The 14910-nt window shown below is 66.4% G+C and carries 11 protein-coding genes; 8 read left to right on the top strand and 3 right to left on the bottom strand.

Annotation, left to right across the window (positions count from 1 at the left end; genetic code table 11):
- The first annotated feature begins 2 nt into the window (after positions 1–2).
- From KAR29_RS11705 to KAR29_RS11670, 8 genes are all read left to right on the top strand, one after another.
- On the top strand, positions 3–1388 hold the full coding sequence (locus tag KAR29_RS11705; RefSeq protein WP_274373165.1) for a Sapep family Mn(2+)-dependent dipeptidase: 1386 nt from the start codon (positions 3–5) through the stop codon (positions 1386–1388).
- Between the two features lie 411 nt (positions 1389–1799).
- Positions 1800–1940 carry a hypothetical protein gene (locus tag KAR29_RS11700; RefSeq protein ID WP_274373164.1) on the top strand — a complete coding sequence of 47 codons (141 nt, stop codon included), beginning with the start codon at positions 1800–1802 and terminating at the stop codon, positions 1938–1940.
- A gap of 207 nt (positions 1941–2147) precedes the next feature.
- Positions 2148–3779 carry an ABC transporter substrate-binding protein gene (locus KAR29_RS11695; RefSeq protein WP_274373163.1) on the top strand — a complete coding sequence of 544 codons (1632 nt, stop codon included), beginning with the start codon at positions 2148–2150 and terminating at the stop codon, positions 3777–3779.
- A gap of 67 nt (positions 3780–3846) precedes the next feature.
- Positions 3847–4773, top strand: coding sequence for an ABC transporter permease (locus KAR29_RS11690; protein WP_274373162.1), 927 nt, complete (start codon positions 3847–3849; stop codon positions 4771–4773).
- Positions 4774–4783: 10 nt separating this feature from the next.
- A complete protein-coding gene (locus KAR29_RS11685; protein WP_274373161.1) occupies positions 4784–5677 on the top strand; it encodes an ABC transporter permease in 894 nt (297 codons plus the stop codon).
- Between the two features lie 9 nt (positions 5678–5686).
- Positions 5687–6679 carry an ABC transporter ATP-binding protein gene (locus tag KAR29_RS11680; RefSeq protein ID WP_274373160.1) on the top strand — a complete coding sequence of 331 codons (993 nt, stop codon included), beginning with the start codon at positions 5687–5689 and terminating at the stop codon, positions 6677–6679.
- Positions 6672–7649 (top strand): ABC transporter ATP-binding protein, encoded by a 978-nt coding sequence (locus tag KAR29_RS11675; RefSeq protein ID WP_274373159.1) that lies wholly within the window; start codon positions 6672–6674, stop codon positions 7647–7649. Before KAR29_RS11680 ends, KAR29_RS11675 begins: the two co-directional genes overlap by 8 nt.
- A 355-nt stretch (positions 7650–8004) precedes the next feature.
- Complete coding sequence (locus tag KAR29_RS11670; RefSeq protein WP_274373158.1) at positions 8005–11208, top strand: Ig-like domain-containing protein; 3204 nt, start codon at positions 8005–8007, stop codon at positions 11206–11208.
- 151 nt (positions 11209–11359) lie between these two features.
- On the opposite strand, the gene KAR29_RS11665 is transcribed toward KAR29_RS11670, so the two are convergent.
- From KAR29_RS11665 to KAR29_RS11655, 3 genes are all read right to left on the bottom strand, one after another.
- Positions 11360–11782, bottom strand: a complete 423-nt coding sequence (locus KAR29_RS11665; protein WP_274373157.1) for a signal peptidase II — start codon at positions 11780–11782, stop codon at positions 11360–11362.
- A gap of 3 nt (positions 11783–11785) precedes the next feature.
- Positions 11786–13426 carry an NAD+ synthase gene (locus KAR29_RS11660; protein WP_274373156.1) on the bottom strand — a complete coding sequence of 547 codons (1641 nt, stop codon included), beginning with the start codon at positions 13424–13426 and terminating at the stop codon, positions 11786–11788.
- Between the two features lie 82 nt (positions 13427–13508).
- Entirely contained in the window at positions 13509–14891 is a 1383-nt protein-coding gene (locus tag KAR29_RS11655; RefSeq protein WP_274373155.1) for a phosphomannomutase/phosphoglucomutase, read from the bottom strand.
- Positions 14892–14910 lie beyond the last annotated feature (19 nt).

The following is a 14910-nucleotide window of genomic DNA, read 5'->3' as shown; positions in this document are numbered from 1 at the left end:
GAATGGTCCTTTCGCAGCTGCAATCCCTTCAGGAAGATCTCTTGGCGGAAATCGGCCGCAGCGTCGCCATCGCCAGCGTTCAGGAGGCAGAAGAGGAGGGAGCTCCCTTCGGCAGGCCCGTCCGGCAGGCCCTGGACCACGCCCTCGATCTCTCCCGCCGACTGGGTTTCCGGGCCGTCAACGTCGGCGATATGGCCGGATACGCCGAATACGGAGAGGGCCCGGAGATGGTGGCCGTCCTGGGCCATCTCGACGTCGTCCCCGCCGGCGAGGGGTGGACGCGGGACCCCTTCGGCATGACGCGGGAGGGGAACCGCTTCTACGGCCGCGGCGTCCTCGACAACAAGGGCCCCATCCTGACGGCTCTCTTCGCCCTCAAGGCCGTCGTCGAGGCGGGATGGCCCCTGAGGCGGCGCGTGCGCATCCTCTTCGGCTGCAACGAGGAGTCGGGCTGCCGCTGCATGGAGCGCTACGTCAGGACGGAAGAGCTTCCCGTGGCCGGCTTCACGCCCGACGGCGCCTACCCGATCATCAACGCCGAGAAGGGGATGATCAACGCCTTCTGTGAGGCCCCCTTCGGCGGCGACGGTCCCCTCTCCGTCGTCTCCCTCAAGGGGGGGACGGCGCCCAACATCGTTCCCTCCCGCGCCGAAGCCCTTCTGTGCGGCGGCGCCGCCCTTCTGGACGAGGTCCTCGACGTCGTCCGGCGCTGGAAAGGCCCCGAGGGAAGCTCCGTCGAGGCCCTTTCCCGGGAGGAGGGGCTCCTCCTCGTCGCGAAGGGCCTCCCGGCCCACGGCAGCATGCCCGAAAAGGGCGTCAACGCCATCGCCTGCCTCTTCGATCTCCTCGGAGGGCTGCCTCTTTCGGGAGAACAGGAAAGCCTCGTCGAGGCCTTCAACGCCCTCATCGGCCGGGAGACGGACGGCGCCTCCCTGGGGCTGGCCCTCTCCGACGCCCTTTCGGGGGCCCTGACCGTCAACGTCGGCACCGCTCTCGCCGGAGGGGGGAAGATCGCCTTCGTCCTCAACATCCGATTTCCCGTCACCTTCGCGGCTCCCGACGTGGTGGCCTCCCTCGGGAAGGGGCTCTCGAAGGGCGGAATCGCCCTGGCATCGGAGTTCCATCACGACCCCCTCTACGTGTCGCCCCAGTCGGAGCTGATCGGCAAGCTCCAGAAGGTCTACCTCGAGATCACCCACAGGGAGCCGGCGCTCCTGGCCATCGGCGGAGGCACCTACGCCAAGTCGATGCCCAACGTCGTCGCCTTCGGCCCCGTCTTTCCCGGCCAGGAGTTCAAGGTCCACGAGGCCGACGAATACTGGACCGTCGACGACATGATGGTCAACGCCCGCATCATGGCCCACGCCATCATCGAACTGGCCCGCTGAGTCCTCTCCCGGAGTCGGTCCGCTCTCTCGGGGCAAGGAGAAGGGGATCCAGGCGGAAAGGGGCCTTCGCGCCCCGGGCAGGTCTTCCGAAAGGACGCAGAAGGGGAGAAAGCGACGGCCGTCAGGCTCCGTCCGACGGACTCCCGGCAGGAGGGCCCCGAAAATCGGGGCCCTCCTGCCGCATGGAATCCAACGTTTCTGTGGGAGTGTGAGATCGGTTGTTCTGAAAGACGTGAGGGTCCCTTCGCGTCGCGGAAACGTCCCTTGATTCGGAGAGGGGCGTTCCCGGACGAAAAACGAGGTGAAACACGAGGAGGGGATCGATCGGGCAGGACGCGTCTGTCGTCCGCATCCCCGACCCCGCAGGGAGCCGGCGCTCCCTGCCATCGTCGGAGGCACTGCGCCACGTCGATGCCCGACGTCGTCGCCTTCGGATCCGTCTTTCCCGGCCAGGAGTTCGAGGTTCACGAGGCCGAGGGATACCGGGCCGTCGCCGACGTGATGATTGATGCCCGCATCGTGCCCCACGCCCTCATCGGACGGGCCCGCTGAGGGGTCCTGGTCCCGGAGTTCCCCCTCTTCTCGGAGGGGGAACTTTTTTGTCTCCCTCTGAGCTATTAAATTAAAAGTTCTGGGGGTTTCAAGTTTAACGCCAAGGCCATATAATGGCAACAGCGGGAAAAATCAGGCGGCGTTTTTATCCCTTGGAGCTCCTCCCGTCAAGGAGGAGTTAAGATCGAGGAAGGTGGCGAAGCAACGATGAGAAAAAGTTCCCGTCTGTTCTGTCTTCTCCTGGCCGGTCTTCTGCTGTGTCTGACGGTCTCGGTGGCGATGGCCGAGGAACCCGTCTACGGCGGCATCCTTCGCTGGCGCGAGATCAACGATCCTCCCAAGCTGGACCCGGCCATGGCCACCGACACCGTCTCGAGCCGCAACATCTACCTCATGTTCGACATGCTCGTCGACAACCATCCCGACGGTCAGGGCCTCGTTCCCCGTCTCGCCGAGAGCTGGGAGGGCAGCGACGGAGGCAAGGTCTGGACCTTCCACCTCCGCAAGGGCGTCCATTTCCACAAGGAAAGCCTGGGCCAGCCCACGGAAAACGGCGGCCGCGAGGTGAAGGCCGCCGACTGGAAATACTCCATGGAACGCCTCGTCAAGATCAATTCCCCCCGGGCCTACTTCATCGACATGGTCAAGGGCTACCAGGACTTCGTCGACGGCAAGACAACCGAATGGGTCGGCATCAAGGTCGTCGACGACTACACCCTCCGGTTCGAGCTCGACTACTCCTTCGCCCCCTTCGTCAGCGTCCTGGCCTACAACTCCTTCATGGTCGTCCCCAAAGAGGACGCCGAGAAGTGGGGCGCCGAATTCAACTTCCATCCCGTCGGCACGGGGGCCTTCATCCTCGATCGCTGGGAGCACGACCAGAAGACGGTCTACAAGCGCAACCCCGACTACTGGAAGCATGACGATCAGGGACGGCAGCTTCCCTACCTGGACGGCGTCGAGATCGTCGTCATCCCCGACAACACCATCGCCTACGAGGAGATCAAGAAGGGCAACATCGACGCCTTCCCCGACTTCCCCGACGAGTTCTATCTCGAGGCCAAGGTCCGCTTCGGCGATCTCCTTCAGGAGCGCCCCTGGCTGGGGACCTACTACTACGGCTTCAACAACACGAAGGCACCCTTCAAGGACAACAAGACCCTCCGTCAGGCCATGAACTACGCCGTCGACCGCAAGCGCATCAACGACCTCGTCCTCGAGGGGCGCTACTTCCCGGGCCACGGCGTTCTCCCTCCGGGCATGCCCGGCTACGACCCCGACCTCAAGGGCTACGAGTACAACCCCGAGCTGGCCAAGAAGATGATGGCCGAGGCGGGCTACCCCGACGGCATCGAAGTCGAGCTCAACGTCAACAACAACCCCCGTCACACGGCCGTAGCCGAGGCCATCCAGGCCCAGCTCGCCGAACTGGGCATCAAGCTCAGAGTCAAGGTCCTCGACTGGGGCGTCCACCTCGATCTCTGCGAGCGGGCCGAGACGGAGATGTTCCGCATGGGCTGGGTCGTCGACTACGCCGACCCCGACAACTTCCTCTACGTCCTGCTCCACTCCTCCAACCACGGCTCCAAGGGCAACTACTCCTTCTACGGCAACGCCGAAGTCGACAAGCTGCTGGCCGCCGCCCGCGTCGAGACGGACTACGACAAGCGCATCTCCCTCTACCGCGAGGCCGAGAAGATCATCGTCGACGACGCCCCCTGGATCTTCCTCTTCCACTACACCACGAGCCTCCTGGGACAGGAGCGCGTCAAAAACCTCAACCTCCCCGCCTTCGGCGACTACACGACGCCTCTCGAAGTCGTCTGGGTCACGAAGTAGCGTCCGTGGGGGCGGGAGTTTCTGCGATCTCCCGCCCCTTCTGTCCCTCGGGAGGGGAGGTCTTCTCGTGTTTTCCTATGTCATCCGCAAGATTCTCTACTCCGTCCCCGTCATCTGGGGCGTCGTCACCGTCGTCTTCATCCTCATGGCCGTCGTTCCCGGCGACCCGGCCCGTCTCATGATGGGCCAAAGAGGCGATCCGGCCACGCTGGCCCGCATCCGGGCCGATCTGGGCCTCGATCTGCCCCTTCACCGGCAGTATTTCCGCTTCCTCGGCGACATGGCCCGAGGCGACCTGGGGACGTCGTACCGCAACAACGAGCGGGTCACGACGGCCCTGGCAAGCCGGTTCGGCGCCACCCTTCGCCTGGCCTTCTGGGCCATGGTCGTCGCCGCCGTCATCGGCGTCGCCGCCGGGATCCTCTCGGCCGTCAAACAGTACTCTCTCTTCGACTACTCGGCCATGTTCATCGCCATATCGGGGGTGAGCGCTCCCGTCTTCTGGGTGGGGCTCCTGCTTCTTCTCGTCTTCGCCTACGGCTTCCACATCATTCCCGGCGTCGGCTACGGCGACGGAGACTGGCGCTACCTCGTCCTTCCCGTCATCACCCTCGGAGTGAGGCCCGCCGCCCTCATCGCCCGCCTCACCCGATCCTGCATGCTCGAGGTGATGAGCCAGGACTACATCCGCACGGCCCGGGCCAAGGGACTGGCCGAGAGGGTCGTCATCCTCAAGCACGCCTTCAAGAACGCCCTCATCCCCGTCGTCACCATCATCGGAACGCAGGTGGCCGAACTCCTCTCGGGAGCGGTCCTGACGGAGACGATCTTCGCCTGGCCCGGAGTGGGGCGGCTGGCCGTCGAGGCCCTGGTGGCCCGCGATTTCCCCATGATCCGCGGCACCGTCATCTTCATGGCCCTCCTCTTCCTCGTGGCCAATCTGCTCGTCGATCTCTCCTACGGGTTCATCGACCCCCGGATCCGCTATGACTAGGAGCCCTTCCATGCGCGATGGCGCGAAAGAGCCCAAAAAGGGAACGGGACTGGGCTACGAGGCCTGGCTCCGCTTCCGCCGCAACCGCCTGGCCATGGCCGGTCTCGTCATGGCCCTCTCCGTCATTCTGTCCGCGATCTTCGCCTCCTCTTTGGCCCCCTACGATCCCTTCAAGCAGCTCATCTGGACGGAAGGCCGCGAGGTGAGGCTCGCCGCCCCTTCGGCCAAGCACGTCATGGGGACCGACCTCTACGGCCGGGACATCCTGAGCCGCGTCCTCTACGGGGCGCGCATCTCCCTCCAGATCGGCATCTTCGCCACCCTCGTCTCCCTCGTCGTCGGCGTTCCTCTCGGGGCCCTGGCCGGCTACAGAGGCGGCTTCACCGACGATTTCATCTCCTGGATCATCAACGTCATCTTCGCCTTTCCCTTCTTCCTCTTCGTTCTCGCCGTCGTCGCCGTCTTCCAGAACCCGAGCATGATCGTCATCTACGTGGCCATCGGCCTCGTCAACTGGGTCTCCATCGCCCGCGTCGTCCGGGCCCAGTTCATCTCCCTCCGCGAGAGGGAATTCGTCGAGGCGGCCCGGGCCCTGGGCCTGCCGTCGTGGCGCATCATCTTCGTCCACATCCTTCCCAACGCCCTGGCTCCCGTCATCGTCCAGGCCACCCTCGGCATGGGGAGCATCATCATGATCGAGGCGGGGCTGGCCTTCCTCGGCTTCGGCGCCCAGCCGCCCACGCCGAGCTGGGGCCTCATGATCTCCGAGGGACAGAAGTACCTGGGGATGGGCAAGTGGTGGTGGGCCATCTTCCCCGGTCTGGCCATCACCTACACGGTGCTCTCCTTCAATTTCCTCGGCGACGGTCTCAGGGACGCCCTCGACGTCCGCCTCAAAAGGTAGGTGCTTCCCGTGAGCCTTCTCGAAATCAAGGGTCTGAAAACCTGCTTCGACACCGACAGGGGAGTGGTCCGGGCCGTCGACGGCGTCTCCTTCTCCATCAAGCCCGGCAGGACTCTGGGCGTCGTCGGCGAATCGGGCTGCGGCAAGAGCGTGACGGCCCTCTCCATCCTGCGCCTTCTTCCCAAGCCCGTCGGGCGGATCGCGGCCGGATCGATCCGCCTCCGGGACCGCGATCTTCTGGCTTTGTCGGAGCGGGAGATGCGCTCCGTCAGGGGCAACGACATCTCCATGATCTTTCAGGAGCCCATGACGAGCCTCAACCCCGTCTTCACCGTCGGCGACCAGATCGCCGAGCCCCTCATGCTCCATCAGCAGATGAACCGTCGCCGGGCCATGGACCGGGCCGTCGAAATGCTCCAGGTCGTGGGCATTCCCAACGCCGAGCGACGCGTCGCCGAATATCCCCATCAGCTCTCCGGCGGTCAGCGTCAGAGGGCCATGATCGCCATGGCTCTGGCCTGCCGCCCCGCCCTGCTCATCGCCGACGAACCGACGACGGCTCTCGACGTGACCGTTCAGGCCCAGATCCTCGACCTCATGAACGACCTCAAAGACAGGTTCGGCTCGTCGGTCATGCTCATCACCCACGCCCTGGGCGTCATCGCCGAGACGGCCCAGCGCGTCGTCGTCATGTACGCCGGCCGCGTCGTCGAAGAGGCCGACGTCGAACCCCTCTTCGCCGAGCCGCTTCATCCCTACACGCAGGGACTGCTGCGCTCCATTCCCCGCCTCGACTGCGACAGGGAGCGCCTCGACGTCATTCCCGGCGTCGTTCCCAATCCCCTCGAATTCCCGCCGGGATGCCGCTTCCACAACCGCTGCGACAAGGCCTTCGACCGATGCCGCCGCGAAGAGCCGCCTCTTTATCTTCTCGGCGGCCGTTCCGTCCGGTGCTGGCTCTACGAAGACGACGGCCGGAAGGAGGGTTCCCGCGATGATTGAGTCCGGATCGCACTACCTCACCGTGAGGGGCCTCAAAAAATACTTCCCCCTGCGCAAGGGCGTCTTCCGCCGCGCCGTCGGTCACGTCCAGGCCGTCGACGACGTCTCCTTCTTCGTCAACGAAAGGGAGACGCTGGGCCTCGTCGGCGAATCGGGCTGCGGCAAGTCGACGACGGGCCGGACTCTGCTCCACCTGCTGGAGCCGACGGCGGGCGAGGTCTTCTTCGATGGACGCAACGTCGGCCAGATCCTCAAAAAAGACCCCAAAGAGCTGCGGCGCCAGATGCAGATCATCTTTCAGGACCCCTACGGCAGCCTCAATCCCCGCATGACGGTCCATAACATCGTCGGCGAGGCCGTCCGCTACCACGGCCTCGCCGGACAGGCCGATCTGGACGACTATGTCTGCGACATCCTGGCCAAGTGCGGCCTCAGGCCCGAACACCGCTTCCGCTATCCCCACGAGTTCTCCGGCGGTCAGCGCCAGCGGATCGGGATCGCCCGGGCCCTGGCCCTCAAGCCCCGCTTCGTCGTCTGCGACGAGCCCGTTTCGGCCCTGGACGTCTCCATCCAGAGCCAGGTCCTGAACCTCCTGAAGGACCTCCAGAGAGAGATGAAACTCACCTACCTCTTCATCTCCCACGACCTCTCCGTCGTCCGTCACATCTCGGACCGCATCGCCGTCATGTACCTGGGGCGCCTCGTCGAGCTGGCCGCCAAGGCCGATTTCTTCTCCAACCCGCTTCACCCCTACACGCAGGCCCTTCTCTCGGCCATTCCCCTGCCCGATCCGACGAAAAAGAGGGAAAGGATCCTCCTCGAAGGCGATGTCCCCTCGCCCATCAATCCCCCTCCGGGCTGCCGTTTCCATACCCGCTGCCCCAGGGCCATGGAGCGGTGCCGCGTCGAGGTTCCCCCCTTCGTCGACGTCGGCGGCGACCACTTCGTCGCCTGCTTTCTCCACGGCTGAGCCTGATCGGGGTCGATCCGCCCCGTTCCTCGGCGCGACAGAGGGCTAACCGCCGGGAGAGGACGGACCCGCGAGAGGAAAGAGGCCGGCCTCTGAAGACGATAGATTGAAATATCAGCTTCGGACGGGCAAAAGAAGAAGTTTTTTGAAACGAAACCATTGTCATGAAAGACGATTCGCGGTAAGTTGTGTAAAGGAACGTAAACAGATTAAGTTCCCGGAGACCGGGGGGGAAGGAGGTGCGGCAGGGAACTCTTTCTGTCGGTCGTCCCCGTCACACCGTCGAGAGCGAATCACGGCGGAAGGGCTTTTTCCGATCCGCCGCGACGACAAGAGGAGAGGAGAGGAGTACGAATTGAGAATCCTGAGTCATCTGAGAGCCCTCCATCGTCAAGTACCTCTGCTGCCGGTAGTCCTCGTTTTTTCGGTCTTCCTGCTTGGAGGCTGCGGCAGCAGCAGCGACGGCCCTGTCCCGGGACCGGAAGGGGCGGGCCTCGTCACCCTTTCGGGACAGGTCTCCAACGCCGTTCCCGCCGAGATTCCCGTGGCGGCCACGGACCGTCAGGGCGCCCTCAGGGCGGCCCGTCTTCAGGCCGGCGCCGGCGTCGCCGATGTGGAGATCACGGCCACTCTGGACGGATGGGAGCTGGCCCGGACCTCCACGCCGGGAGAGGACGGCTTCTACGCCTTCGAGGTTCCCGTTCCCTCCGAGGAGAGCCGCCTCGTCCTGACCTTCCGCAGAAACGGATACATCACCTACCAGAGAGCCCTCACCGTCAAGGCCGGAGAGAGCCACTCCGTCCACGTCGTGCTGCCCCGGGTCGAGACGCCGACGGTCACGGACGGCGTCGCCTCGGGAGACGCCTTCCGTTTCGAGAACCTGCCTGACGGCGACTTCACCCTCTTCGTGGGCGATCCAACCGATCCCGTCGGGGCCGCCGCCTTTCCCGGCGACTACATGGCCGCCACGGCGGCCAGCGGCGACGTCCCCCTCGTGAGCATGGCCTTCTTCGAGGCGACGCTCGCCAGCGGAGACGAGGCGGTCACCGCCTTCGATCCTCCCATCGAGGTCACGCTTCTCCTGCCCGAGGCGTATCAGGACGGAACGCTTCTCAACCCCGACACCGGTCTCGCCTACGTCTCGGGCGACGTCATCGACTGGTGGTCCTACGACACCGATCTGGCCCTGTGGGTCGAAGAGGACGCCGACCCCTCGACGCCCGAGCGCGACAAGGCCGTCATCGTCGAGGGCGCCGACGGGCGCCTCTACGTCACGGCCAAGGCGACGCACTTCAGCTGGTGGAATGCCGACTATCCCCAGGAGTTCGCCTATTTCTGCGTCCAGGTCGTCGACGGCGACGGCAACCCGCTGGAGAATATCCCCGTCTACTCGACGGGCGTCTCCTACAAGAACACCTCCCGGCCCGTGAGGACCGACGAGAACGGTTGGGCCCGGGGCATCGTCGTCAAGAAATCGACTTCCGACGTGGCCGAAGAGCGCGAGAGGGCCCAGGTCTACGCCCTGGCCGGGAACGTCCGGTTCTTCTACGACGTGACCGAGGCGGCCGAGGGAATCGTCGACTCCGACGACATCTACACGCCCTTCGACGAAAACGAATGCGAGCGACCCGACGGCAGACCCTCCATCGAGCTGAACAACGTCATCACCGTCAGCTTCGAGGGCGTCGTCGAGGGCACCGTTAAAGGCGAGACCGGCGCGGCGCTGGCCGGCATCAAGGTCTACTCCAGCACGGGAGGCGTCGCCGAGACCGATTCCTCCGGCCGATACAGCCTGAACGTCCCCGTCAACGCCGACGTCATGATCTACGTCGCCGGCGTCGAGGCCAAGGCGGCCAAGGTCAACGACAAAGACGTTCCCGTCACCGTCGATTTCACCGTCGCCAACCAGGCCCCCGTCATCACCCGGCTGGTCCGGACGCCCGAGGGACAGCTCGGCACCCTCGGCTCGGTGACCTTCACCGGCGAGGCCCGCGATCCCGAGGGCGGAGCGGTGACCTATGCCTGGACCGCCACGGACGGGACCTTCTCGACGGCTACGGGGAGCTCGACGGTCTGGACGGCGCCCAACTCCCTTTCCGGATCGGCCCAGATCACCTTCACCGCCACCGACGGGGAGGGCAAGGCCAGCTCCATGACCGTTCCCGTCGCCTGGGGACCTCTTCCCCTGGCGGGACGGCTCGTCGTCAACCTTCTCGATGACGAGGGCGATCCCGTCGTCGGAGCCTGGGTCATCCTCCACAGGGCGGACGGCTCCGTCGAGGCGACGAAGAAGACCAACGCCCTGGGCAAGGCCGACTTCGGCGACATCGGGCGCAACACCGCCACCGTGAGCTACGCCTACGAGCAGAAGAAGACCTATCCGGGAACCCTCCACACCTACCGTCACATCTACACGGCCGTCGACATCCCCGTGGCGGAGCTGAAGATCCTCGTCGAGGACGACGACGACGACGAGGGCGAACAGCCCCACCTGTTCGCCGCCGAGGACGACGGGGACGGGCCTCTCTATTCCGTCTCTCTGGCCGTCGCCTCGCCCGATATCCCCGAGGAGGGCTACGTGACCTTCCAGCCCGCCTACGCCTACCTGTATCGGGAGTATCCCCGCCAGGACGGCGTCTCCGTCTATCAAAGCCATCTCCAGGAGGACGGCAAGCTGACGCTGCTGGCCCTGGCCAGGACTTGGAACGAAGGAAGCGAGGCCCAGACGCTTCACTCCTGGGGCGTCCTCTACGACCAGACGCCGGTATCGGGCGATCTCTACACCGTCGATCTGACCGGAAACCCCGTCAACGTCCCCTGGACCTCCAACGTCGACGTCACCTGGCTCTTCCTCACGGCCGAGCGTCGTGGCGTCGAGTACACCCTGTCCGACCTCTACGACTACAGCGTCGCCGGAAGCGGGGCGAGGAGAACGGCTCCCGACCGGGACGAGCTGCGGGCCCGCAAGGAGGCCCTGCTGGAGAAGGCCGCCAAGGCCGGCACGGCCCAGATCGCCGCTTTCGAGGCCGACTTCTACGCCCAGTCCGCCTCGGGGGCCAACGTCAACGACGCCGAGGAGCGGGATTACACCGCCGTCGAGGAGGAGAAGCGCCTCGGCTCCTCTCTGCCGTCGAGCATGACCGTCTCTCTGCCCGACTACCTCTTCACCTCGGCCAGCCTCGACAGGAGCGGAGCGACCCCCCAGGCCTCCTGGCGGCTCGAGACGACGAACGCCGTCGACGCCTTCTTCGTCGGCCTCGAAGGCTCCAAGAGCGTCTCCGAGCCCTCCGTCTACAGCTACACGACGGTGAACTGGAACGTCCTCGTCGACAGGGAGAAGGGCGACGGGAGCTACACCTTCCCCGCCCTGCCCGCCGAGCTGGCGGCCTGGCTCGCCGATCTCGACTGGGGGCCCACCCTCTCCCTCTCCGTCGTCGACTACGACAACCTCTCGGGCTTCGATTCCCTCATGAGCCTCGTGCTCAACGGCCAGGATCCGAACGCGTCGGCCCTGCGCGTCCTCAACGGCAACTGGCCCTACTGGGGCGAGCCCCGCTAGGAGACCCTTTCGGAGACGATCCCGTCCCGATCGGCCGAGCCGACAGCGGAAACGGCAGCGCAAGCGGAAGGAGGAGGGGCCGTCGGCCCCTCCTCCTTCCGCTTGCGGTTCTCGTTTCCCTCCGGGTGACGGCGATCGTCCTTCTCCCTTGTCACCCTTTCCGTCGCGTCGAGAGGAGGAGGCAAAGGGCGCCGGCCAGGAGGGCCAGGTCGGCGCCGTTGAGGTGGATCACCGCGGGCGGCGAGGGGAGGGGGGGAGGAAGGGTCGGGAAGGGGGGCAGAGGCAGAGGGATGTAATCCATGACGGCGCCGTGGACGAGGCGGTCGACGACGTTGCTCGCGGCCCCTCCCCAGAGGAGGGTCAGCCCCGTCGCGGCGAGGCGATCGCGGCGGCGGAAGAGGAACGTGACGGCCGCGAGGCCGGCCAGTCCCAGGGTGACGGCGGCGGGAGAGGCGCCGAAGGCCGAGAGGGCCACGCCGTCGTTCCACGTGACGGGCAGGCCCAGGGCGCCGATCGCCGCCGAGAGAAGCTGAAGGGCTCCGGCCAGGCAGAGCGGGGGGAGGAGGCGCCTCACGGGCTAAAAGGAGAACCGGGCCGCCAGAGGCATGCGGCGGCCCAGGCCGAAGGCCTTCGTCGTCACCCGCAGGCCTGGGGCGGCCTGGCGGCGCTTGTACTCGTTGCGGGCCACCGTGGCGAGGACGGAGCGGACCGTGGCCTCGTCGAAGCCGTCGGCGACGATCGCGCTCAGCGAGGCGCCCTCTTCGATGTGGCGTTCCAGGATGGCGTCGAGAACCTCGTAGGGAGGGAGGCTGTCGCTGTCTTTCTGGTCGGGGCGGAGCTCCGCCGAGGGGGGCTTGTCGATGACGGCTCCGGGGATGATCTCGCCCGGTCCGTTGACGTGGCGCGCCAGGGCGTAGACGAGGGTCTTGGGCACGTCGGCCAGCAGGGCCAGCCCCCCGTCCATGTCGCCGTAGAGGGTGCAGTAGCCCATGGCCAGCTCGCTCTTGTTGCCCGTCGAGAGGACGAGACCTCCCGTGGCGTTGGAGAGGGCCATGAGGGCGTTTCCCCTGATGCGGGCCTGAAGGTTCTCCTCGGCCAGGGCCCGTCCCCTGCCCTCCAGGATGGGGGCCATCTCGGCGAGACAGGTCCGGAAGATCTCCGATATGGGCAGGACCTTGAAGGCGATGCCCAGGTTGCGGGCCAGGAGGCGCGAGTCGTCGACGCTTCCCCGCGACGAATAGGGCGAGGGCATGGCGAGGGCCGTCACCGCCTCGGGGCCCAGGGCGCGGGCGGCGATGACGGCCGTCAGCGCCGAGTCGATGCCGCCCGAGAGGCCCAGAATGGCTCTGGAGAAGCCGCACTTGCGGCAGTAGTCGCGCAGCCCCATGACGAGGGCCTCGTAGACGGCACCGACGTCGTCGAGAGGGACGTACTCTCCCTCGCCCCGCTCCGTGTCGACGACGGCCGTCGTCTCCCGAAACCCGGGAAGGACCGTGGCGCGGCCGGATCCGTCGAGGAGGAAGCTCCGGCCGTCGAAGAGGAGCTCGTCGTTGCCGCCCACCTGGTTGACGTAGAGGAGGGGAAGCCCGAAGCGCTGCCTCGCCCTTTCGGCCAGGCGGAACCGGAGCCGTTCCTTCCCCATGGAGAAGGGCGAGGCCGAGAGATTGACGATCATCGTGGCGCCGTCGGCGACGGCCTCGGCGACGGGGTCTCTGTCGTAGAGGGAGGCGCCGGGCCAGGTTCCGGCATCGTTCCAGATGTCCTCGCAGACGGTGACGCCCAGCCTCTCTCCCCGGAAGGGGAGGGTCCGGTTGCGCGCCGCCGGGGCGAAGTGGCGGGCCTCGTCGAAGACGTCGTAAGTGGGCAGAAGCGTCTTCGCCTGTTCGCCGACGACGAGGCCCGCCTCGACGAGAAGGGCCCCGTTGTGGAGGGGCTTGCCCCGGCCGCCGCCGGTGGGGCGCGGGGCGCCGAAGAGGACGGCCAGATCGGGCCGGGAGCGGGAGAGTTCGGCCACGTCGGCGATGCCCCGCCCGACGCTTTCGAGGAACCAGCCCTTCTCCAGCAGATCGAGCGGGGGGTAGCCCGTCAGGAAAAGCTCGGGCGCCACGACGAGATCGGCCTCGCCCGGAGGGATCGAGGCGATCGCCCGGGCCAGAAGGGCGACGTTGCCCGCCACGTCGCCCACGGTGGGATTGAGTTGAGCTGCCGCGATGCGCATGGGACACCTCCCGTCGGAACCGCTCGGGAGCCTCCCGAGCCCCGACCGCCGCGCCTCTTCCGGGGCGCGGCGGTCGCCGCGTCTAATACTCCCAGTCGAAGTCGGCCACGTCGGCGGCGAGGATGCGCCCCTTCATGTCCGCCTCGATCCGTTTCAGGGCCTCTTCCGTCGTTCCCTCGCAGCGGGCGACGATGACGGGCTGCGTGTTGGAGGCCCGCACCAGTCCCCAGCCGTCGGGGTAGAGGACGCGGACGCCGTCGACGGTGATGGCCTCGTACTCCTTCAGGGCGCCGTCGCGGATGGCGTCGATGACGGCGAACTTGACCGAATCGGGGCAGGCGATGCGCGTCTCGGCCGTGCTGGGGTAGGAGGGGATCGTGTCGAGGATCTCCGACAGTTTCCGGTCCTGGGCGGCCAGAAGGCGCAGCAGCCGTCCGGCGGCGTAGAAGGCGTCGTCGAAGCCGTAGAACTCGTCGGCGAAGAACATGTGGCCCGAGACCTCTCCCGTGAAGAGGGCGTCCACCTCGCGCATCTTGGCCTTGATGAGGGAGTGGCCCGACTTGTAGAAGATCACCTCGCCGCCGAGGCGTTCGATCTCCTCGACGAGGGCCTGCGAGGACTTGACCTCGACGATGGCCGGCGTCCCCGGATGATGGGGGAGGATCTCCCTCCAGTAGAGGGCCATGAGGGTATCGCCGAAGATGACCCGTCCCCTGTCGTCGACGACGCCGATGCGGTCCGAGTCGCCGTCGAAGCCGACGCCCACGTCGGCGCCGCTCTCGACGACGGCTCGGATGAGGTCCTGGAGGTTCTCCCGCTTCGTCGGGTCGGGATGGTGGTTGGGGAAGGTCCCGTCGGCCTCGCAGAAGAGGGGGATCACGTCGCAGCCCAGCCCCCTGAGGAAGGTCTCGATCATCAGAGAGGCCGTGCCGTTCCCGGCGTCGGCCACGACCTTGAGGGGACGGGCCAGCTTCAGCTTCGACAGGAGCATCTCCACGTAGGCCGAGGCGATATCGGCCTTCGTCACCGTGCCGGGACGGGGCGCCTCGTCGAGGTCGCCCGACTCGATCATGGCCAGGATCTCCTGGATCTGGGCGCCGTAGAGCGTCGATTTCCCCTCGGCCAGCTTGAGGCCGTTGAACTCCTTGGGGTTGTGGCTGCCCGTGATCATGACGCCGCCGCCGGCCTCGAAGTGATAGAGGCTCCAGTAGAAAAGGGGCGTCGTCACCCGGCCGATGTCGATGACGTCCAGCCCCGTCGCCGTCAGGCCTTCGATGAGGTCGCCGCGGATCCGCTCCGTCGAGAGCCTCACGTCGCCGCCGACGGTGGCTGTCGTGACGCCGCGGCGCACCAGGCGCGTCCCCAGGGCCCGACCGATGAGCGTCACCGTTCGAGGCGTCAGCTCCTCGTCGGCGAGACCGCGGATGTCGTATTCGCGAAAGATGTGTGCCGGTACCGTCGCCATCCTTTCACCCTCCTCTTTG

Source organism: Aminithiophilus ramosus (genome assembly GCF_018069705.1).
GTDB classification, from domain to species: Bacteria; Synergistota; Synergistia; order Synergistales; family Aminithiophilaceae; genus Aminithiophilus; species Aminithiophilus ramosus.
Note: the sequence above shows the minus strand (reverse complement) of the source record. Positions and strands in the feature narration are given on the sequence as shown.

Excerpts from the sequence above, each read along its gene's own strand:
- KAR29_RS11705 (WP_274373165.1), top strand. The coding sequence starts at position 3 with ATGGTCCTTTCGCAGCTGCAATCCCTTCAGGAAGATCTCTTGGCGGAA.
- KAR29_RS11700 (WP_274373164.1), top strand. The coding sequence starts at position 1,800 with ATGCCCGACGTCGTCGCCTTCGGATCCGTCTTTCCCGGCCAGGAGTTC.
- KAR29_RS11695 (WP_274373163.1), top strand. The coding sequence starts at position 2,148 with ATGAGAAAAAGTTCCCGTCTGTTCTGTCTTCTCCTGGCCGGTCTTCTG.
- KAR29_RS11685 (WP_274373161.1), top strand. The coding sequence starts at position 4,784 with ATGCGCGATGGCGCGAAAGAGCCCAAAAAGGGAACGGGACTGGGCTAC.
- KAR29_RS11675 (WP_274373159.1), top strand. The coding sequence starts at position 6,672 with ATGATTGAGTCCGGATCGCACTACCTCACCGTGAGGGGCCTCAAAAAA.
- KAR29_RS11660 (WP_274373156.1), bottom strand. The coding sequence starts at position 13,426 with ATGCGCATCGCGGCAGCTCAACTCAATCCCACCGTGGGCGACGTGGCG.
- KAR29_RS11655 (WP_274373155.1), bottom strand. The coding sequence starts at position 14,891 with ATGGCGACGGTACCGGCACACATCTTTCGCGAATACGACATCCGCGGT.